We start from the raw sequence: 20,061 nt of genomic DNA, 5'->3' as shown, positions 1-20,061 counted from the left end.
CACCCAGGTGGCCGGGCAGAAATCGGCCATCCGTGACCAGTCGGGCCCGTGGCGCCCTGTTCTGATCACCCGACCTGCGATACCCCAGGCGGGCTGGGTACGGTGGTGAACGACGGGGCCCCACGCGAGTCGGACCTCCTCGGCAGGGCCATCATCGGAGTAACACCCCGCTGGTTCGGGTAGGCGCCGGCACCGGAGTGTCGTCCGGAAACGGACACAACACCACGGGCCGCAGGAAACCCCACCTCGCGACGCAGGCAACCGCGACCCAGTCAGATCGAGACCAACGAACGAGCAACACCCGGTGACGGAAACACCCGACACAAACGCACGAAGACCGACATCATCGACGAGGACCTTCCTCGCACGACCCGGGCTCTTGGGGGTAGGAACGTGAATCCGACGCCTTCGACCGGCGGCGCGGAGAACTCCGGCGGCACCTCGGGCGAGGCCACCCACGGCGGCGGCCCGCACGATGTCGTCCAGCTCACCCTGCCCGCCGCGAGCGCCTATCTGACCGTCCTGCGGACGGCCACCGCGTCGCTCGCGGCCCGGCTGGACTTCACCCTCGACGACATCGAGGACCTCCGGATCGCGGTGGACGAGGCGTGCGCGCTGCTGCTCGTCTCCGCCGTTCCCGGCTCGTCGCTGGAATGCAGGTTCGCCCTCGAGCCCGGCGTCATGAAGGTCCTGGTCACCGTCGAGAGCCTCGACGGTGAGCCGCCCTCCACCGAGACGTTCGCCTGGACGGTGCTGACCGCGCTGGCGGGCGACGTCTCCAGCTCGACCGGTCCGGGTTCCCGGGTCAGCATCGCCCTCCAGAAGCGCCGTGGTGTCCGGGCCGACCTGGGCGAGCCCCCGGCCGGGCACGTTCGCGGCTCCGGCGCGGCCTCCACAGCGGCCCTCGGCGACACGGTAGGCACGTCGTGACTTCAGCCGGCAGAACACCAACCACCCCACGTACGGTCCCCGCGAACCGCGCGGGCGGCCTCGGCCCCGCGGACGCGGGTGACCCGGTCGCGGCGCTCAGCCAGCGCGGAGCCGGCGACCTCACGGGAACAGATCTGGCCAGCACCGAGATCGCCGGAACGGACGTCGCCGGCGTCACCGGAGCGGCGCGGGCGGCCGACGGGCTGGCCGAGCACGCGTCCGACGCCGAGTACGGCGGCCCGGCGCCTGCCTCGACCGTGGGCGAGCAGGCCCAGCCGGACGAGACCGTCGACGCGGCGGGCCCGGGCTCCCGGTCCGGCTCGTCCGGGCATGGCGCCGGCTCGCCGGATCGGATCCGGGCCCGGGCGCTGTTCGTCCGCCTGGTGTCGCTGCCCGAGGGTGACCCGGAGCGGGCCGCCCTGCGCGACCAGCTGGTCCGCATGCACCTTCCGCTCGTCGAGTACCTCGCCCGGCGGTTCCGCAACCGCGGCGAGCCGCTCGACGATCTGGTGCAGGTCGCGACCATCGGGCTGATCAAGTCCGTCGACCGGTTCGACCCGGAGCGCGGGGTCGAGTTCTCGACCTATGCGACCCCGACGATCGTCGGGGAGATCAAGCGGCACTTCCGCGACAAGGGCTGGGCGATCCGGGTGCCCCGCCGGCTCCAGGAGCTCAAGCTCTCGCTGACGAAGGCCACCTCCGAGCTGTCCCAGTCGCTGGGCCGCTCGCCGACGGTCAGCGAGATCGCCCGACACCTGGAGATGACCGAGGAAGAGGTCCTGGAGGGCCTCGAGTCGGCGAACGCCTACTCGGCCGTCTCGCTGGACGCGCCCGACTCCGGGGACGACGAGGCTCCGGCCGTCGCCGACACCCTCGGAGTGCAGGACGAGTCGCTGGAGGGCGTGGAGTACCGCGAGTCCCTCAAGCCGCTGCTGGAGAAGCTTCCCCCGCGGGAGAAGCGCATCCTGCTGCTCCGCTTCTTCGGCAACATGACCCAGTCGCAGATCGCGAACGAGCTCGGCATCTCACAGATGCACGTGTCCCGGCTGCTGGCCCGCACGCTGGCCCAGCTCCGCCGCGGGCTACTGGAAGACGGCTGAGCTCGTAAGACGGCTGAACCGGGCCGGCACCCGCCGTCCGAACCGCCCGTCCTGTTCGCCGCCTGCTCTGTTCGGCTGCCTGTCCGGCCCGCGCTCGGCGCGGATACGCACGGCACCGCCCGCCGGCGAACCGACCCCTGGGCCCGGGTCGGTTCAGACCCCCACCCGGCCGACCCCGCGCACCGCCGTCACGCGTCGCCCTCCCGGGCCGGCCCGGCGTACCCGCCGCCGAAGCCCAGGGCCACGATGATCGCCAGCGGAACCACCACCAGCGGCACGCCGTAGCCGTACAGACCACCCTGCAACAGGCCCCAGGCGACGGGGAGACACAGCACCTGGGTCACCAGCGCCGGCGACCGGAAACCGGACCGGCCGCGCAGAACCCCCCAGGTCACCAGGCCCAGGCAGGCCGCACCCACCAGCGCGAGCAGACCGCCGGTCTCCGCCCGGCCGACGTCCTCGATGTCGGCGCCGAAGCCCCGGACCATCAGCAGCGCGCCCAGGCCGGTGAGCACCGCCGTCTCCACACCGAGCAGCACGCCCGCGGTCAGCAGCGGACGCGGCAGAACCCGGCCGCCCGGAGCCGGAGCAGGGCCGGAGGCCCCCGCGGGGCCGCGGTTGGTACCCATCCGCCGAGATTACGTCCCGTTCGCCATGGCGGCACTGCGCGGACCACGCCGGAACGCCTGCGGCGCGGCGCGGGATCCGCACGGACGGTGTGAGAGTTTTCCCAGCCGACGCCCGGAATGGTTGCGCAGGCTACCGTATTGGCATGCGCGGGCTGCTGGTCGTCAATCCGGTCGCGACCACTACTACCGAGCGGGTCCGCGACGTGCTCGCCACCGCTCTCGCCGCGGACGTGGCCCTGGAGACGGTGGTCACCAAGGGGCGCGGCCACGGGGTGGAGCTCGGTGCCCGGGCCCGCGAACTCGGCGTCGACGTGGTGATCGTCCTCGGTGGCGACGGCACCGTGAACGAGATCGTCAACGGCCTGGTCGGGAGCGGCCCCGCGGGCGAGGGCCCGGCGCTGGCCGTCGTCCCGGGCGGGAGCACCAACGTCTTCGCCCGGGCGCTCGGGTATTCGGCGTCCCCGGTGGAGGCCACCGGGGAGCTGCTCGCCGCGCTGCGCGAGGGCCGCTCCCGTCAGGTGAGCGTGGGCCGGGCCCGGTACGGCGACCAGACCCGCTACTTCACGTTCTGCCTCGGCATGGGTCTCGACGCCGACGTGGTCGCCGCGGTCGAGCGCCGCCGTGAGAAGGGCCGCCGCAGCACCGCCGGGCTGTTCCTGCGCTGCGCGACCACCGAACTCGTCCGCCGGGTCGGCCGCTCCGGCCCGGCGATCAGCATCACCGCGGCAGGCGGCGTCCTGGACGGGGGCGCCGCCGGGCGCTCGGCGGCCGACGGCGACCCGGCCGCTGCCGACGGCGCCGAGGCCGACAGCCCCGTGACCGATGGTGCCGCTGCCGACGCCTCGGCGCCCGACGGCGCCGAGGCCGCGCGGCGGGGCCGGGAGCCCGTCGAGGTGTCACTCGCCATCGTCTGCAACACGCGGCCCTGGACCTACCTCAACAACCGGCCGGTCGCCGCCTGCCCGGAGGCCTCCTTCGACATCGGCCTGGACCTGGTGGGGCTGCGCCACACCCGGCTGTCGAGCGTGTTGCGGACGGGACTCCAGATGCTGGGCGACGACTCGGCCCCCCGGGGCCGCAACGTCGTCACGTTGCATGACGCGGCGGCGGTGACCCTGCGGGCCGATCGGCCGGTCGCGGTGCAGATGGACGGCGAGGTCCTGGGAAGCTTCGAACTGGTGGAGCTCACCGACCACCCGCGGGCCCTGCGCGTCATCGCCTAGCACCCGGCACGTCGAGCACCGCCGGGAGCCCGGCGCGGTCGCCCCGGGGCCACTCAGGGGCGCCGCAGCGCCTGACCGACGCCCACGGGGTCGTCACAGATCACGCCGTCGACACCCGCGTCGCGAAGCTCGATCGCCGTCGCCGGGTCAGTGACCGTCCAGGTGACGAGGCGGACCCCGGCCCGCCGCGCGCGCGGCACCGCGTCGGCCACGCCCAGCACGGCCGACACGTGCGCGTGTAGCTCCGTGTGGCCCGCCGAGCGGGCGTAGGCGACCCCGCCGCTCACCGACATCCGCGGCATCGTGAGGAACGCGGTCGCGACGCCGAGCCCGGCGTCGCGGATCGCCTCGATCGCGAACCAGTCGAACGACGAGACCGTGATTCCCGGCACGGACCGGTTCGCCGGCGCCGGGCTCCCCGCGGAGCTTGACGTGCCCGGCGCACCGTCAGGTCCGGCCGGCCGGCCGGACCCGGCGAGCCCGCCAGGCCCGTCAAGCCGAGCCCGCAGCAGCTCGATGAGCGCGTGGGCCGTGCGCTCGCGTGGAGCGTCGAAATCCGGCTGGCCCGGCTGGTTCTTGATCTCCAGGATGAGGCGGCCACGGCCGTCCCAGACGTCGAGCATCTCGGTCAGCAGCGGGATGCCACGGCTGGCGAGCTCACTGGTCGAGCGGCGGATGACAGCCCGACCGCCCAGCCGGGGCAGCCGCGCGTCATGCACGCACACCAGGTCGCCGTCGGCGCTGCGGCGCACGTCGAGTTCAACCCCGTCCGCGCCCGCCCGTAGCGCGGCGTCCACGGCCTCGAGTGTGTTCTCCGGACCGGGTGTCCGGCTTCCACGATGGCCCAGAACCTCCATCGCCCCATCCTGCGCGGTCCGTTCCAGGCGGTCACGCCGCGTGGAGAGTGGATCGGTCGGGTGTTCCGCGACTCAACCTGCCGTCGGTTACCTGCGGTCAGTTACGTGCCGGTCGTATGCCAGGCAGTCCGGATGGCTGCCTGAGCGGTCCTCGGCCTACGCGGCCATCTGATTCGGGTGATCTTCAGTCTGGATGGTCATCAGTGCTGTGTCGGCATCGGTGCCTGTCGTGCTGGCACCAGTGTCGTGCTGGCATTGGTGCTACGCCGACCGGCCGCGCCACTCCACACGGCGACGGCCGAATCGACACCAAGAGGGCAGCCTAGCACGAGATGACTAGCCGGCATCACCCGACAGGCCAACATCGTTTGACCCTGCGGGGTGAGCCGACCCTTCGTTACGCCACAACGATTCGACATGATCCGAAGGGCCTCGAAGTACTACAAGCCACGGGATCCACTCGTGATGACCACTGGTCAACGTGGGGCAGGGTGATCCGTGGTCTGCTTGTGTCCCCGTCGGACAGGTAGCGGCCAGACCGGGCGTGATGGACCAAGCAGGTTCTTGCGCCCCTGCCCGTTCCGGTGGGAGGGTGGCGAATGTCCGAGGTGGATGCACGTGCAGCTGGGTCCGCACACATGCACTCGCACAAGCCCCGGTCGCCGCGGCCCGATCAGACTCTGGAATTTTCTTCTGGGACGCGGCGCAACCATGGCGGCTCACCGAGCGTCTGATGTGCAGTGTGACCCGAGACGAGAGAGGGAGTAGTACGCATGGACTGGCGCCACAGAGCGCTCTGCCGTGAAGAGGACCCCGAGCTCTTCTTCCCGATCGGTACGACCGGTCCGGCAGAACGCCAGGTCGAAGAGGCGAAGGCCGTCTGCAGGCGGTGCGCAGTCACCAGTGACTGCCTCAACTGGGCGCTGGACACCGGGCAGGACTCCGGGGTCTGGGGCGGGTTGAGTGAGGATGAACGTCGGACGCTCAAGCGCCAGGTGCGACTGAGAGTCCGGACCGCCTGAGCCCGGGGCGCCCCGTACTGGGCGCGATCGTGCCGGTCGACATCAGGACCGATCAGGCCTACCTCAGGTAGGCCGCACACAACCGAACAATGATCGTGAACCGCCTGTCCGCGCACGGACGGACCGGACCTCCATTGCGGAGCCACGCAGTGGTCCGTTCTCATCCGCTCGCGGGTTGATCGACCCTTGCCCGAGGCGGCTTTCACGATACGCATCACCATCGGCCGCTCTGTCCGCTGGTTCGGCGCACACCCCTGCGCGGACCCGGACGGAGCGGCCGAAAAATCTTTTGGGACGCCATCCCCTTCGGGGTACTCAGCCTCCTCGCCGGTACCACCGGCGGCGCCCGACGGGCCACGACCGCCCGGCGGCGACGACACGACCGCCCTGCGCGGGTCGTGGACGGAGGACACATAGGCCTGCATACCCGCGCCGGCGAGGCCCAAACACCCAACTTCAGGAAAGTGGGATCGACAGGAGCGCCTCGGTCCCTCGTGCCGGACCGGCCTGCAACCGGATGGTCCCCCGCATCTCGCCGAGCACCAGCTGGCGGACGATCTGCAGCCCGAGCCGGGGTGAGTGCTCGAGCTGGAAGTCGTCCGGCAGGCCGGCACCGTCGTCGGCGACCACCACGTCGAGGCGGTCCTCGGCGCGCTGCACGCGGAGCTCGATCGCTCCCGACGATCCGTCGAACGCATGTTCGACAGCATTCTGCAGAAGCTCTGAGATGACAAGGGCCAGCGGCGTGGCGAGTTCCCCCGAAAGCTGGCCGAACGACCCGACCCGCCTGGTCGTCGCGCGCGTCCCGGTGGACGCCAGGTCGACGGTCACCGAGGTGATCTGGTCGGCGATCTCGTCGAACGGGACGGACTCCCCCAGGGTCTGGGAGAGCGTCTCGTGCACGACGGCGATCGAGGTGACCCGACGCACCGACTCACGCAGCGCGTCCCGGGCCTCGTCCGCCTTGGTCCGGCGCATCTGCAGCCGCAGCAGCGCCGCCACGGTCTGCAGGTTGTTCTTGACCCGGTGGTGGATCTCCCGGATCGTCGCGTCCTTGCTCAGCAGCTGGGCCTCCCGGCGCCGCAGCTCCGAGACGTCCCGGACGAGGACCAGCACCTCACGGATCGCTCCGGGGTACAGCGGGATGGCCCGCAGCAGCACGACCGTGCTGCCCACCTCGATCTCGACCTCGACCGGCCGACGCCGGCTGATCGCGTGCCAGACCGCCGGGGTCGTGGCCGGCAGGTTGAGCGCGCGGTGCACGGTACGCAGATCCTCACCGGTGACGTTGCCGGTGTGGCCGAGCCGGCGGTACGCCGACAGCGCGTTCGGGCTGGCGAAGATCACCTTGCCGGCGCCGTCGAGGCGCATCATGCCGTCACCGACCCGCGGCGCCTCGGGCAGCTCGGCGGAGCTGCCCCGGAACGGGAACGCGCCCTCGGCGATCATCAGCGCCAGGTTGTTCGCGCCCTGCAGGTAGGCGGATTCCAGCGCGCTCGGCGTCCGGGTCGTCGCGAGGTTGGTGTCCCGGGCCAGGACGGCGATCACCCGGTCACCGTGGCGCACCGGGATCGCCTCCGTGCGCACCGGGACCCCGCCGTCCCACTCGGGCTCGCCCTCCCGCGCGATCCGGTGCTCGCGCCAGGCGTTCTGCACGACCCACCGGTTGATCACGACGCTGCCGACCTCGTCGTTGTGGTACGCGGTGGGTCCGGTCGTCGGACGCACCTGCGCGACGACCTGGAACTCCATCCCACCGGCGTGCCCCGCCCGCACCGAGCCGGACCGCACCGGAACAAGCAGCAGCAGGTCCGCGAAGGACAGATCCGCGAGCAGGGCCCAGTCCGCGACGAGCGCATGGAGATGATCGATGTCGTCGCCGCTGAGATCCGTGCTCGCTCGCAGGGCGTCGGCGAGGGTTCCCACGGGACGCAGACTGCCAGACGCCCTGCCGGGCGTGCCGGGCGGCCGGGCCGGAATGCGCCGTACGCTCGCCGACGTGACGCCCGACAGCACCATCACCACCCCATCCCCGACCTCGGCCGACGCGACGGACGGCGTCCCGGCCAGCCCCGCCGGTACCCTGCCCGGCCCCGCGGACAGCCCCGCGGACCCGCTCGGCTGGCTGGGCGAGGCGGCCCGGCTGCGGGCCGAGGCCGGGCTGCACCGCGTGCTGCGCCCCCGGGCGCCCCGCGCCGAGCGCGGGCCCGCGGGCGCGCCGGCGCTGCCCGCGGCACACGGCTCGCTACAGCCGTGGACTGACGGTGACCTCCTGCTCGACCTCGCCGGTAACGACTACCTCGGGCTGGCCCGTCATCCGGAGGTGGTCGAGGGCGGCGTCGCCGCGCTGCGCGCGTTCGGCGCCGGGTCCACCGGCAGCCGGCTGGTCAGCGGCACCACCACGCTGCACGGGGAGCTCGAGACCGTGCTCGCCGAGCACCTCGGTTTCGGCTGCGCGCTCGTCTTCTCCTCGGGCTACGCCGCCAACCTCGCCATGCTGACCGTCCTCACCGGGCCGGGTGACCTGATCCTCTCCGACGAGCGCAACCACGCCTCGCTGGTCGACGCCTGCCGGCTGTCCCGCGCGGACGTCCTGGTCACCCCGCATGCGGACGTCGACGCGGTCGACGAGGCGCTGGCCACCCGCACCTGGCGGCGCGCGTTCGTCCTCACCGACTCGATCTTCTCCGCGGACGGCGACCTGGCCCCGCTGGCCGCCCTGCACGCGGTGGCCCGGCGGCACGGCGCCGTCCTGCTAGTCGACGAGGCGCACGGGCTCGGCGTCGTGGGGCCGGGCGGGCGCGGAGCGCTCGCCGCCGCCGGGCTGGCCGGCGAGCCGGACGTGATCGCCACCGTGACCCTCTCCAAGTCGCTGGGCAGCCAGGGCGGCGCCGTCCTCGGGCCGGCCGCGTTGCGCGACCATCTGATCGACACCGCCCGGACGTTCATCTTCGACACCGGGCTGGCCCCGGCGTGCGCGGGCTCCGCGCTGGCGGCGCTGCGGCTGCTCACCCGCCACCCGGACCTCCCGGAGCGGGTCCAGCGGCGCGCGCGGGAGATCGCCACCGCGACCGGGGCCCCCGAGCCGGCCGGCGCGGTGGTGTCGGTGGTGCTCGGCGATCCCGAGCGGGCCGTCGCGGTCGCCGCGGCCTGCCGCGACGCCGGGGTCGCCGTCGGCTGCTTCCGGCCCCCGACGGTCCCCGCCGGGACGAGCCGGCTGCGGGTCGCGGCCCGCGCCGACCTGACCGAGGCCGACGTGAGCCGCGCGGTCGGCGTGATCACCGGTGCCATCGACCGGTTCCCCGCCCCGTGAGCGTGCTCGTCGTCACCGGCACCGGGACAGAGGTCGGCAAGACCGTGGTGACCGCCGCCCTCGCCGCCCTCGCCGCGGACCGGGGGACGGCGGTCGCCGTGGTCAAGCCGGCGCAGACCGGCGTCCGGGCCGGTGAGCTGGGCGACGTCGACCTCGTCCGCGACCTCTCCGGAGTCGACGACGTGCACGAGCTCAGCCGGTACGCCGACCCGCTGGCGCCGGTGAGCGCCGCCCGGCGGGCCGGCCTGCCCACGCCCGACCTCGGGACGGTCGCGGCGGCGGTGCGGCGGTTGCAGGCCGACCGCGGGCTGGTCCTCGTCGAGGGTGCCGGTGGCCTGCTCGTCCGGTACGACCATGACGGCTCGACCCTCGCCGACCTGGCCCGGACGCTGGCCGCGCCGGTCCTGGTGGTCACGACCGCCGGGCTCGGCACGCTGAACGCCACCGCGCTCACCCTGGAGGTCATGGCCAACCGCGGGCTCGACCTGGCGGGCATCGTCGTCGGCTCCTGGCCGGCCGAGCCCGACCTGGCCGCGCGCAGCAACATCGTCGACCTGGAGCTGCTCGCCGCGCGGCCGCTGGCCGGCGCGGTGCCGGCCGGCGCCGGGCTGCTCGGCACCGGGCAGTTCCTGCGGATCGCGCGATCCTCGCTCGAACCGGCCCTCGGCGGCGCATTCAACGCCGCACAGTTCCGGCGCCAGCACGCCCTGTGACGACCTCGGCCGGACTCACGTCACAACACGGGCACGAGTCACGGGGATGACTGAACAATGGTCTCGGCGCGGATCGACCGGCCCCGGCCGGCCACAGCCCCCGCCACCCGACCGCTGATACGAGAAGACGGACGTCCAGCCCGACCGGTGGCCGCGAGCCACGCCGCCGGCACGACCTCCTGATGGAGATCACCTGTGACCGCACCTGTGACCACGCCCGCGACCGCGGAAGCGTCTCCGGCCGCCGAGGCCACCGACGTCGCCGAGGCGCCCCGACCCGTCGTCGTCGACGGCGACGACATTCTCGCCCGTGCCCGCCGGCAGGTGCTCGACGAGGGGCGCGGGCTCGACGAACAGGACGTGCTCGCGATCCTCCAGCTGCCGGACGAGGCGCTGGGCGACCTGCTCGCCCTCGCTCACGAGGTACGGCTGCGCTGGTGCGGGCCGGAGGTCGAGGTCGAGGGCATCATCAGCCTCAAGACCGGCGGCTGCCCCGAGGACTGCCACTTCTGCTCCCAGTCCGGGCGCTTCGACTCACCCGTGCGCTCCGCCTGGCTGGACGTCCCGTCCCTGGTCGAGGCCGCGAAGGCGACGGCGGCGACCGGCGCCACCGAGTTCTGCATCGTCGCCGCGGTCCGCGGCCCCGACCAGCGGCTGATGGAACAGATCCGCGAGGGTGTGGCGGCGATCCGGGCGGCCGTCGACATCAACGTCGCCTGCTCGCTCGGCATGCTCACCCAGGAGCAGGTGGACGAGCTCGCCGGCCTGGGCGTACACCGTTACAACCACAACCTGGAGACGGCGCGTTCGCACTTCCCGAAGGTGGTCACCACCCACAGCTGGGAGGAGCGCTGGGAGACCTGCGAGCTCGTCCGCGCCGCCGGGATGGAGCTGTGCTGCGGCGCGATCATCGGGGTGGGTGAATCCCTCGAGCAGCGCGCCGAGCTGGCCGCCCAGCTCGCCGCCCTGGAGCCGGACGAGGTGCCGCTGAACTTCCTCAACCCGCGGCCCGGCACCCCCTTCGGCGACCTGCCCGCGGTGGACTCACGCGAGGCCCTGCGCACCATCGCCGCGTTCCGGCTGGCGCTGCCCCGCACGATCCTGCGCTACGCCGGCGGACGCGAGATCACGCTGGGCGACCTGGACGTCCAGGGAATGCTCGGCGGCATCAACGCGGTGATCGTCGGGAACTACCTGACCACGCTCGGCAAGAACCCGCAGAGCGACCTGGCCATGCTCACCGAGCTGCGGATGCCGATCAAATCCCTGCAGGCCACGCTCTAAGCCACAGATCCCGCTACCCGCGCCGAGATTCCAGGCCGGGTAGCGGGCCCGGCCGGGCCGGAACCCGGGCCGGCCGGTATGAGGGGCCGGCGACCGCGGGTCAGGCCGACACCGACGTCCCGTGCTCGGCGCAGCGCGCGCTCCAGCCCAGCGGGGTCACCTGGACGACGAGGCGACGCCGGCACGACGAGCAGTAGCGCGGCGGTTCCAGCGCGCGCGCCTGAGCGCAGGCCTCATGACTGCCGATGCTCGCGAGCTGACCACACCGGTCGCAGAACGAGGCGTCCATGACGGATCAGCCTAGGGCAAGCGGCCGGCGGCCGGCGGCGTGAAGTCCGCGCCGTCACGTCACCCGTGCCGGCCGGCCCGCTCTCGCCGGCGTCGGCGTCACCGCTCCCGCCGGCCGCACCAGCCGGGCGGACCAGCCGGGCGGACCGGTCCCGTCAGGAGTCGACGACGGCGATCAGGTCCCCGTCCTGCACGACGTCGCCCTCGTTGACGGCGATGCTGGCGACGGTGCCGCCCTCCTCGCTGATCACCGGGATCTCCATCTTCATGGAGTCGAGGATGACCAGGGCGTCACCCGCCGCGACCGAGTCGCCGACACCCACGACGACCTTCCAGACGTTGGCGACCATCTCGGCACGGACTTCCTCGGACATCGGAATCCCCTTCTCCACGTCGACCGCTGCACCCGGTCGACCGCGCTGCGGCGCCGGCTGATGTGAGCGTAGTAGCCGCCGGGTCGGCGCAGGATCGCAATCGACCCGACGCGCCATCCCGGACGGCCCGCGGCGGGGCCGGGCCCGGCCGGGCGGGCGACCCACACTCCCGGGCCACACCGGTGCGCGGCGCCGGATCGGGCGCCCAGCCGGGCCCGGGCCACGACCTCGTCGTCGGGGCCGTCGGCGGCGCCGCTGCGTCCCGAGCCCGTCGCGGACGGGTCACACCGGCGGGCGGTGCTGCGCGATCGAGTGGCGACCCTCCACACTTACGGATGTGCTCGTACTCCTCCTCCTGACCCTGTTGTGCGGGTTGGCCGTGGGACTCGCGAGGGGCGGGACCCTCGACGCCCTCAGTCGCGTCCACGTCGCCAGGCCCTGGCTGTTCGTCGGCGTGGTGGTCGTGCTGGCCGTCGGCAGGCTCGTCGGAGCACTGCACAGCCCGGCCTGGATCCTCGCGACGGCCGGCCTGGTGGTCTTCGCCGTGGCCAACCGGCGGCTCCCCGGCCTTCCGCTGCTGTGCGCGGGTGTGCTGCTCAACGCGCTCGTGATCAGTGCCAACGGCGGGGACATGCCGGTCTCGGCGTGGGCCGCCGACCGGGCCGGCGTATCGGTCCAGAGCATCCGCGACTCGCACTTCCACACGGTGGCGGGTGAGGGCACGTCACTGCGGCTGATCAGTGACATCCTGCCGCTGCCGACGCCGGGCGCACCGGCCGCGGTGAGCCTCGGGGACGTCCTCATGGCCGCCGGCCTGGGCATGTTCGGCGCGGTGGCGCCGGTGCGGGCCCGGCGGACGTTGCAGGCCCGGCTCGCCGCCGGCCTCGCCCGGCCCCGGCGGCCCGGCGGCGATCCGGGCGCCGACGGACCCGGCGTGGACGACGGCGACAGCGACGACCACGACGACGACGGGCACCGCGACGTCGACGGCGAGCCCGGCGACGACACCGGGCACCTCGAGGACGCGAGACGCCTCGAGGACGCGGAACCCGGCGACGGCGAGCCCGGCCCGCGGGAGCAGGACCCATCCGCCGCGGCCCCGCACGCGGACGAGCGCACCGCGCGGGACGGCGCCCCCCGGCTCGTCCCGGCCATGACCGGCCCGGCGGACGACACCGACGACGTGCCCGACCCCGCGGCCACCGCGGCCGCGACGACCACCGTGTTCCCGGCGGAGCGCCCCGGCGCGGGGGACGTCCCGGCGGGCCGCGACCCCACCGATCATCGCCCGGGCGGTGCCGGCGCCCCACTGCGTGACGGGCCGCGCCCCGTCGACAGCGGCCACACCGCCGAGTAGGCCCACCGGCCGGCGCGGGCCGGGCGCCAGAAGCCGGGCGTCAGGGGCCGGGTCTCACGGACCGGGTCCGCCGCCGCGGCCCGGCACCCGGCGGCTGGCAGTATGTGCCCAGAGCGACAGAGAGGAGTTCATGATGGCGAAGAAGAAGCGCAAGCGGCGCGCGCGGGCGAAGAGCAAGGCCAACCACGGCAAGCGCCCGAACACCTGACAGGTGGACCGGGTGGGACGCCCAGCGCTCCCGCCCGGTCTCGTCAGCCGGCGAGCTCGGCCGCGGTCCCGGCAGCCGGCCAGGCCGTCAGCCGGGGGCCGGTCAGCCGGTCGCGTCGCCCGGGCCGGCGGCGGCCCGGGCACCGAGCCGGGCCCGGATCCAGTCGACGGTCCGCGTGAGCCCGCCGTCCAGGTCGACCCGCGGCCGCCAGCCGATCTCCCGCTCCGCGAGGCCGACGTCCAGGCTGATGCGCTGCAGCTCACCGGGCCGCGGCGGGGCGAACTGGGGCTCGTCCGGCACCCCGACCACTCGCGCGATGCGGCTGTGCAGGTCGCGGACGGTGGTCTCGGCTCCGGTCCCGATGTTGATCCGCAGGCCGTTGGCCGCCGGCGCCGGCGCGCAGCGGGCGAAGGCGTCGGCGACATCCCCGACGAAGACGTAGTCCCGGCTGGTCGTGCCGTCACCGAAGATCTTGGTTGGGCGTCCCTCGAGCAGGGCGGTGCCGAAGATGGCGACCACCCCGGCCTCGCCGTGCGGGTCCTGCCGGGGGCCGTAGACGTTCCCGAGCGCCAGCGCCGTCGTCGCGACCCCGTAGGTCACCCGGTACACGTTGAGGTAGAGCTCACCGGCGGCCTTCCCGGCCGCGTACGGCGACTCGGGCGCGGGCGACACGGACTCGTCGACGGGCAGCGCGACCGGCGTGCCGTAGATCGACCCGCCGGACGAGGTGTGGATGACCTTCGACACCCCGGCCACCCGGGCCGCCTCCAGCACGTTGATCGTGCCGAGGACGTTCAGCCGGGCGTCGAGCAGCGGGTCGGCGACGCTGATCCGGACGTCGATCTGCGCCGCGAGATGGGCCACCGCGTCGGGGCGGACCCGGGCGACGAAGTCACCGAGATGCGGCGACGTGATATCGCCCTTCTCGAACGAGAACCGGGCATCGGACGCCGCCTGCGCGAGATTCTCCATACGCCCGGACGACAGGTCGTCGATGCCCACGACCGAATGACCGTCAGCGAGCATCCGATCGACGACGGTGGAACCGATGAAACCGGCCGCGCCGGTGACGAGGATACGCACAGCACGCAGCCTAACCGCCCCGCCGTAACCGCCCCGCGTGAGCGGGGAGGGCGCCCCGCCCGGTCGCGACGGGCCCCGCCTGGTCGGGGTGGGCGGGCCCCGTCTAGTCGGGGCGGAACTCCGACGCGTCGGCCCCCGCGCGGGCCGCGCGCAGCCGGGCCAGCACGCTGAGCCGCAGTGAGTCCGGGGCGCGCTCCCCGCCGCACTTGCGCGCGACGAGCGTTTTCACCTCGTGCTCGACCCCGAACTCCCGCAGGCACGGCGAGCACTCGTCGAGATGTGCCCGGATCAGGTGCTGCTGCGGGTCGTTGCACTCGCCGTCGAGATAAAGAAAGACCGCGTCGAGCACCTTGCGGCAATCGATGTTGTGAGGTCCTCCGCAGCTCACGACCCACCGCCCTCGTTCTCGGCAGACCCGGCCGGAACCAGCCCGCGCTCCAGCGCGTACTGCTCCAGCGACTTCCGCAGACCACGCCGCCCACGGTGCAGCCGTGACATCACGGTGCCGATGGGGGTGCCCATGATCTCAGCGATTTCCTTGTACGAGAACCCCTCGACGTCGGCCAGATAGACCGCCATCCGGAAGTCCTCGGGCAGCGCCTGGAGCGCCTCGGTGATGTCGCTGTCGGGCAGGTGCTCCAGCGCCTCGGCCTCGGCGCTCTTCAGGCCGGTGGACGTGTGCGACTCCGCCTCGGCGAGCTGCCAGTCCTCGACCTGCTCGGTCGGGCTCTGCAGCGGCTGCCGCTGGCGCTTGCGGTACGTGTTGATGAATGTGTTCGTCAGGATGCGGTACAACCAGGCCTTGAGGTTGGTCCCCTCCTGGAACTGGTGGAAGGCCGCGAACGCCTTGACGAAGGTCTCCTGGACCAGATCCTCCGCGTCCGCGGGGTTGCGGGTCATCCGCAGCGCGGCAGCGTAGAGCTGGTCGAGGAACGGCAGGGCGTCCCGCTCGAACCGGGCGCCGCGTTCCTGGGTGGACTCGTCGTTGGTCTCGTCGACCAGGATCACTCCTTCGCCCCGCCGGGAACCGATCGCCGGCCCGCCGGCTGCCGTCCTGACTGGACCGCTCTCCGCGCCGGACGATACCCCCGCCACCGCCCTGGTGCGCAGCGGCGCGACGACCGGACGCCCGCGACCGGGCCCCGTCACCCGCCGATCAGGCGAGCGCGGCCCCGGTGTGCTGTGCTGGAACGTCATCGAACCTCCGTGACGCGGGCACTCCGGCGGTCGCACCACCTCCGTGCGACACCGGCCACGCCTGGCCTCCCGCGCTTCCCACTGGCGGAACCATGGCGGGCCGTTCGCGATTCCCGACGGATGCCGCTCCTGATCGCCGAGGGGTGCCGCTCCTGATTCCCGGGGGTCAGGGGGGTCGGACGGGTCGAGAGTGGGTAACCAGAACAGACGTGAGCACTCAGCCGCGGCACGCTCAGGCCGTGTCGCCGGGCCCGTCCCCTGCAGCCCCGCCGGGCCCGTCTCCGAGATGGCCGAGCAGCCAAGACGCGCCCACCCGCGCGGCCTCCCCGACCACCTCCCCCACGGGCCGGCCGTCCCGGACCCGCACCCGGAACGAGTGGTCGGCGCCCGCCACGACGTGCACCCCGATCCCGCGGGAAGGGTCGGCGACCGGCCGGCCGAAGGCGTCGCGCGACCCCTGCACCACGAGGACGGGCACGCCGGCCCCGGCCAGCTCCGGTCCGCGCGACGGCTTACCGCCCGGCGGTTCGAGCGGGAAGCCCAGCGCCAGCACCGCGCGGGCGCCGACGGCACGGGCGCGGCGCACCGCCACCCGCGATCCCATGGACGCCCCCGCCAGCGCCAGCCGGTCGGGCGGGCCCAGGGCGGTGACCGCCGCCGTGAGCACGGCGTCCAGCCGGGCCGGGCGGTCCGGGGCGCGCCGGCCGGCCACCCGGTAGGGCATCTCCAGGGCGGCCACCCGGACTCCGGCGGCGGTGAGGCGCTCCGCGAGCGCGGTCAGCACCGGTGTGTCGGTGCCGCTGCCCGCCCCGTGCAGGAGCACGACGGTCCCCACGACCTCGGCGGGTGGCGGGACGGGAACCACCCTCAGCCGTCCACCGTCCACAAGGAGGGGATCCTCGTCTGCCGCCGCGGCCACCCTGACCGGAGCCGGCGGCCCGGCCGGGTCGTCCAGGTCCGAACCGCTGTCCAGGCCGCCGCCCGAGCCGCTGGTCGGACCGCTGTCCGGGCCGTTTCCCGGGCCGCCCGGGAAGGACACTGCGTGGTCGGCCCGAACATCTGTCAGAATTTCACCTTGCTTATGTGACGTGCCTCGCATCATTGCCCCTTGAAGGGTAGGAACGGTCCATGCTGTCTGGCCCCGAAGCCGACACTCACTCGTCCCGGGGGTCCTCCAACACGCTCGTGTGCGAGGCCCCCGCCGGCAGTGACGACCCCTACTGGGCCTTCTACGAGGAGGTCGCCTCGGCCCAGTTGAAGGAGTGGCTGCCCGCCGACCCGATCCGGGTGCTGGACGTCTCCGGCCCGCGGGCCAGATTCGCACGCCAGATGGTCGCGGCCGGGCACGAGGTGGTCCGGGTCGTGGGCAGCCTGAGCGCCGTGGACACTCCGGGCGAGTCCGAGCCCGCGCCCGGCCCGGGGGCCGTGCGGCGCGTCGTCGGCGACGCCCGCTCGCTGGACTGGTTCCGTCCCGGCTCGTTCGACGCCGTGCTCGCCGAGGCGCGGGCGCTGTCGTTCTGCCTGGCGACCGAGACCACGCTCGAGGAGATCCACCGCATGCTCCGGCCGGGCGGCCGGCTGCTGCTGTGCGTCGACTCGCTGCTGCTCGGGCTCGCCCGGCTCGCCGAGCAGCACCGTTGGGCGGAGCTGTCCGACGTGCCGCGCGCGGACGTCGTGCTCGTCCCGGCCGAGGACGGCACCATCACCCGGTGCTTCTGGCCCGAGGAGCTGCGCGCCCTGCTCACCAGCGCCGGCCTGGAGGTCGACTGGATCCGCCCGCGCACGGTGCTCTCGGCCGAGGCGGTCCGCCGGGCCGTCGCCGAGGACGTCTCCTGCTTCCCGACCCTGGTGCGCACCGAGGTCGAGCTCGCCGCCGAACGCGAGGGTGAGTCGATCGGTATTCACCTGATCGCCTCGGCCCGCCGGCCCGACTAGCTCCGGGAATCCGGCATGCTGGCACGGTGACCACCATCACCGAAGTGCAGCCCGGGGCGGACGACCCGTGGTCGGCTCCGGTCGCGACCGGTCCGGTCCGGGCGACCGTCACCGTGCCGGGTTCGAAGTCCGGCACCAACCGGGCGCTCGTACTGGCCGCGGCCGCCGACGGGGTCTCCCGCCTGCGCGGGGCGCTGCGCTCCCGGGACACCGTCCTGATGGCCGCCGCCCTGCGTGAGCTCGGCGCGACGGTGACCGAGGAGAGCGGGCCGGGGGCGGACCAGGGCGACGCCGAGATCGTCGTCACCGGCCCGGTCGGCGCGGCGCGGGGCACGGCCACGATCGACTGCGGCAACGCGGGGACGGTCGCCCGCTTCACCCCCGCGCTGGCGACGTTGGCCCGCGGGGACGTCCGCTTCGACGGCGACCCCCGGATGCGGGACCGCCCGCTCACCCCGCTGCTGCGGGCGCTGCGTGAGCTGGGCGCGCACATCGACGGCGACCGGATGCCCTTCACCGTGCGCGGCACCGGGGCGGTCCCCGGCGGGGCGGTGACGGTCGACGCGTCCGACTCCAGCCAGCTCGTCTCCGGCCTGCTGCTCGCCGCCGCCCGGTTCGAGCGCGGCGCGACCGTGACCCACGCCGGCCACCGCCTGCCGTCCGGGCCGTACCTCGACATGACGGTCGCCGACCTGCGGGCGGCCGGGGTGGTCGTCGACGTCGACGACCCGACCGCTGACCTGCTGCGCGCCGGGGCCACCCCGGCCGCCTCGACCCGGCGCTGGCGGGTCGAACCCGGCGGGCCGCGGCCGCTGGACCGGGTGATCGAGCCCGACCTGAACAGCGCCGCCGCCTTCGTGGCCGCCGCGGCGGTGACCGGCGGCGAGGTGACGATCACCGGCTGGCCGGCGGCCACCGAGCAGCCCGGCCGGATGCTGCCGGACCTGCTGGTGGCCATGGGCTGCCGGGCGGAGCTGGTGCCCGACGGCCTGCGCGTCACCGGCGGCGGGCGGATCACCGGCATCGACGTCGACCTCTCCGACTTCGGCGAGGCAGCCCCGGTGCTGACCGGGCTGGCCGTGCTGGCGGACTCCCCGTCCCGACTGCGGGGCATCGCCCACCTGCGGCTGCAGGAGACCGACCGGCTCGCCGCGCTGGCGGGCGAGCTCGGCCGGCTCGGCGCGCGCGTCACCGTCACCGACGACGGCCTGGCGATCACCCCGGTGCCGCTGCACGGCGCCCGGCTCGACCCGCACGCGGACCACCGCCTCGCGATGACCTACGCCGTGGTCGGCCTGGCGGTGCCCGGCGTCACCGTCGACGACATCGCCACGACCGGGAAGACGGTCCCGGACTTCGCGCGGATGTGGGCGACGATGCTGGCCGGCTGACACCGTGGCACGCGAGATGGACGAGGACGACGTCCGCACCCGCCCCGGCCGGGGCTCCCGGCCTCGCACCCGGACCCGCCCCGAGCACGCGGACGCGGCCCGCGCCGTGGTCGTCGCGGTCGACCGCGGCCGCTACACCTGCCGCCCGGAGACCGCGCCGGCCGGCCGGCGCGGCCAGGCCGACGTGACCGGCCTGACCGGCCTGGTGGCCGCGGTGCGCGGCGGTTCGATGCGGCGGACGTCCGTCGTGGTCGGCGACCGGGTCGAGCTGGTCGGGGATCTCTCGGGCAGCGCCGGCTCGCTGGCGCGGATCGTGCGCCGCGACGAGCGGACCAGCCTGCTGCGGCGCACCGCCGACGACTCCGACCCGGTGGAGCGGCCGATCGTCGCCAACGCCGACCTGCTGGTCATCGTCTGCGCGTTGACCGACCCGCCGCCGCGCACCGGGCTGATCGACCGGTGCCTGGTGGCCGCCTACGACGGTGGGCTGACCCCGGTCCTGTGCCTGACCAAGGCGGACCTCGCCGACCCGGCCCCGGTGCGGGCGTCCTACGAGCCGCTCGGGCTGCCGGTGGTCGCCACCCGCCCGGACGGCGCCCTCGACCCGCTCCAGGCGCTGCTGCGTGACACGACCAGCGTGTTCTTCGGGCACAGCGGAGTCGGCAAGTCGACGTTGGTGAACCGCCTGGTCCCGGACGCCGACCGGGCCATCGGGGTGGTCAACGCGGTTACCGGCCGGGGCCGGCACACCTCCTCGGCCGCCGTCGCGCTGGCCCTGCCGGACGGCGGGACCGTCGTCGACACCCCGGGGATCCGTTCGTTCGGGCTGGGCGCCGTCCAGCTCGAACGGGTGCTGACGGCCTTCGACGACCTCGCGGCCGCGACCGCCGACTGCGAGCCCGGCTGCGACCACCTCACCGCGCCGGACTGCGGGCTCGACGAGGCCGTCCGGCAGGGGCGGGCCGACCCCGCGCGGGTGGCGAGCCTGCGCCGCCTGCTGGCGGCCCGCGCGACACCCGCCTGACCGCGCGGCACCCGGGCCGCCGAGTCCCCGGGCCGCCGGTCGCACAACCGTCGGCGTCGCAGCACAGCGAGCGGCCCCGCAGGGCTCCGGCCAGCCATGTGCTCGACAAAGCCTGCCCGGCGCGGGCTGATCA

General features: G+C 74.0%; 21 protein-coding genes. 12 read left to right on the top strand and 9 right to left on the bottom strand.

The features are described 5' to 3' along the window. Nucleotides 1–393 precede the first annotated feature (393 nt). Both B056_RS0112935 and B056_RS0112930 read left to right on the top strand, forming a co-directional pair. On the top strand, nt 394–930 hold the full coding sequence (locus tag B056_RS0112935; RefSeq protein ID WP_018502289.1) for an ATP-binding protein: 537 nt from the start codon (nt 394–396) through the stop codon (nt 928–930). Further along, the gene (locus B056_RS0112930) at nt 927–2,030 is read left to right on the top strand and encodes an RNA polymerase sigma factor SigF (protein ID WP_018502288.1); all 1,104 of its coding nucleotides are present in this window, start codon (nt 927–929) and stop codon (nt 2,028–2,030) included. Before B056_RS0112935 ends, B056_RS0112930 begins: the two co-directional genes overlap by 4 nt. A gap of 188 nt (nt 2,031–2,218) precedes the next feature. On the opposite strand, the gene B056_RS0112925 is transcribed toward B056_RS0112930, so the two are convergent. Next, the gene (locus B056_RS0112925) at nt 2,219–2,659 is read right to left on the bottom strand and encodes a hypothetical protein (protein WP_018502287.1); all 441 of its coding nucleotides are present in this window, start codon (nt 2,657–2,659) and stop codon (nt 2,219–2,221) included. Nucleotides 2,660–2,802: 143 nt separating this feature from the next. Here B056_RS0112925 and B056_RS0112920 point away from each other — a divergent pair, with 143 nt between their 5' ends. Continuing rightward, the gene (locus tag B056_RS0112920) at nt 2,803–3,882 is read left to right on the top strand and encodes a diacylglycerol/lipid kinase family protein (protein ID WP_018502286.1); all 1,080 of its coding nucleotides are present in this window, start codon (nt 2,803–2,805) and stop codon (nt 3,880–3,882) included. A gap of 53 nt (nt 3,883–3,935) precedes the next feature. Here the strand turns inward: B056_RS0112920 and B056_RS0112915 are convergent, their stop codons facing one another. Next, entirely contained in the window at nt 3,936–4,739 is an 804-nt protein-coding gene (locus B056_RS0112915) for a glycerophosphodiester phosphodiesterase (RefSeq protein ID WP_018502285.1), read from the bottom strand. 773 nt (nt 4,740–5,512) lie between these two features. On the opposite strand from B056_RS0112915, the gene B056_RS0112910 reads away from it, so the two are divergent. Continuing rightward, nucleotides 5,513–5,761 carry a WhiB family transcriptional regulator gene (locus tag B056_RS0112910; protein WP_018502284.1) on the top strand — a complete coding sequence of 83 codons (249 nt, stop codon included), beginning with the start codon at nt 5,513–5,515 and terminating at the stop codon, nt 5,759–5,761. 456 nt (nt 5,762–6,217) lie between these two features. Here the strand turns inward: B056_RS0112910 and B056_RS0112905 are convergent, their stop codons facing one another. Beyond that, on the bottom strand, nt 6,218–7,687 hold the full coding sequence (locus B056_RS0112905; RefSeq protein ID WP_018502283.1) for a sensor histidine kinase: 1,470 nt from the start codon (nt 7,685–7,687) through the stop codon (nt 6,218–6,220). Nucleotides 7,688–7,739: 52 nt separating this feature from the next. Between B056_RS0112905 and B056_RS0112900 the strand changes: the two genes are divergently transcribed. The 3 genes from B056_RS0112900 (at nt 7,740) to bioB (ending at nt 11,071) form a co-directional block, all read left to right on the top strand. Continuing rightward, nucleotides 7,740–9,074, top strand: a complete 1,335-nt coding sequence (locus B056_RS0112900) for an 8-amino-7-oxononanoate synthase (protein WP_020572474.1) — start codon at nt 7,740–7,742, stop codon at nt 9,072–9,074. After that, the gene (gene bioD / locus B056_RS0112895) at nt 9,071–9,787 is read left to right on the top strand and encodes a dethiobiotin synthase (protein ID WP_018502281.1); all 717 of its coding nucleotides are present in this window, start codon (nt 9,071–9,073) and stop codon (nt 9,785–9,787) included. The genes B056_RS0112900 and bioD overlap by 4 nt, the downstream gene beginning before the upstream one ends. 195 nt (nt 9,788–9,982) lie before the next feature. After that, complete coding sequence (gene bioB, locus B056_RS0112890) at nt 9,983–11,071, top strand: biotin synthase BioB (RefSeq protein ID WP_026239648.1); 1,089 nt, start codon at nt 9,983–9,985, stop codon at nt 11,069–11,071. 100 nt (nt 11,072–11,171) lie between these two features. On the opposite strand, the gene bsaP is transcribed toward bioB, so the two are convergent. After that, nucleotides 11,172–11,360, bottom strand: a complete 189-nt coding sequence (gene bsaP, locus B056_RS40605; RefSeq protein ID WP_026239647.1) for a biotin synthase auxiliary protein BsaP — start codon at nt 11,358–11,360, stop codon at nt 11,172–11,174. A 154-nt stretch (nt 11,361–11,514) separates the two neighbouring features. Continuing rightward, complete coding sequence (locus B056_RS0112880; protein ID WP_020458608.1) at nt 11,515–11,733, bottom strand: biotin/lipoyl-binding carrier protein; 219 nt, start codon at nt 11,731–11,733, stop codon at nt 11,515–11,517. 337 nt (nt 11,734–12,070) lie between these two features. Here B056_RS0112880 and B056_RS40600 point away from each other — a divergent pair, with 337 nt between their 5' ends. Continuing rightward, a complete protein-coding gene (locus B056_RS40600) occupies nt 12,071–13,090 on the top strand; it encodes a DUF5317 family protein (RefSeq protein ID WP_018502278.1) in 1,020 nt (339 codons plus the stop codon). Between the two features lie 133 nt (nt 13,091–13,223). Beyond that, complete coding sequence (locus B056_RS46020) at nt 13,224–13,298, top strand: 50S ribosomal protein bL37 (RefSeq protein ID WP_369299096.1); 75 nt, start codon at nt 13,224–13,226, stop codon at nt 13,296–13,298. 102 nt (nt 13,299–13,400) lie between these two features. Here the strand turns inward: B056_RS46020 and B056_RS0112870 are convergent, their stop codons facing one another. The 4 genes from B056_RS0112870 to B056_RS36305 all read right to left on the bottom strand — a co-directional run bounded on the left by B056_RS0112870 (nt 13,401) and on the right by B056_RS36305 (nt 16,677). After that, nucleotides 13,401–14,381, bottom strand: coding sequence for an NAD-dependent epimerase/dehydratase family protein (locus B056_RS0112870; protein WP_018502277.1), 981 nt, complete (start codon nt 14,379–14,381; stop codon nt 13,401–13,403). Between the two features lie 103 nt (nt 14,382–14,484). Continuing rightward, nucleotides 14,485–14,769 (bottom strand): mycothiol system anti-sigma-R factor, encoded by a 285-nt coding sequence (gene rsrA / locus B056_RS0112865; RefSeq protein WP_026239646.1) that lies wholly within the window; start codon nt 14,767–14,769, stop codon nt 14,485–14,487. Further along, complete coding sequence (locus B056_RS0112860) at nt 14,766–15,578, bottom strand: sigma-70 family RNA polymerase sigma factor (protein WP_230202969.1); 813 nt, start codon at nt 15,576–15,578, stop codon at nt 14,766–14,768. Before B056_RS0112860 ends, rsrA begins: the two co-directional genes overlap by 4 nt. A gap of 232 nt (nt 15,579–15,810) precedes the next feature. Continuing rightward, the gene (locus B056_RS36305; RefSeq protein ID WP_051105608.1) at nt 15,811–16,677 is read right to left on the bottom strand and encodes an alpha/beta hydrolase family protein; all 867 of its coding nucleotides are present in this window, start codon (nt 16,675–16,677) and stop codon (nt 15,811–15,813) included. A 29-nt stretch (nt 16,678–16,706) separates the two neighbouring features. On the opposite strand from B056_RS36305, the gene B056_RS0112850 reads away from it, so the two are divergent. Genes B056_RS0112850 through rsgA form a run of 3 tightly spaced genes read left to right on the top strand, consistent with a single transcriptional unit; the run spans nt 16,707 to nt 19,928 of the window. Next, nucleotides 16,707–17,513, top strand: a complete 807-nt coding sequence (locus B056_RS0112850) for a methyltransferase domain-containing protein (RefSeq protein ID WP_020572473.1) — start codon at nt 16,707–16,709, stop codon at nt 17,511–17,513. Nucleotides 17,514–17,557: 44 nt separating this feature from the next. Continuing rightward, nucleotides 17,558–18,904, top strand: a complete 1,347-nt coding sequence (gene aroA / locus B056_RS0112845) for a 3-phosphoshikimate 1-carboxyvinyltransferase (RefSeq protein ID WP_018502272.1) — start codon at nt 17,558–17,560, stop codon at nt 18,902–18,904. A gap of 16 nt (nt 18,905–18,920) precedes the next feature. Beyond that, the gene (rsgA, locus tag B056_RS0112840) at nt 18,921–19,928 is read left to right on the top strand and encodes a ribosome small subunit-dependent GTPase A (RefSeq protein ID WP_018502271.1); all 1,008 of its coding nucleotides are present in this window, start codon (nt 18,921–18,923) and stop codon (nt 19,926–19,928) included. The last annotated feature ends 133 nt before the right edge of the window (nt 19,929–20,061 follow it).

This window comes from Parafrankia discariae (assembly GCF_000373365.1).
GTDB classification, from domain to species: Bacteria; Actinomycetota; Actinomycetes; order Frankiales; family Frankiaceae; genus Parafrankia; species Parafrankia discariae.
This window is presented reverse-complemented; position numbering and strand designations above follow the sequence as displayed.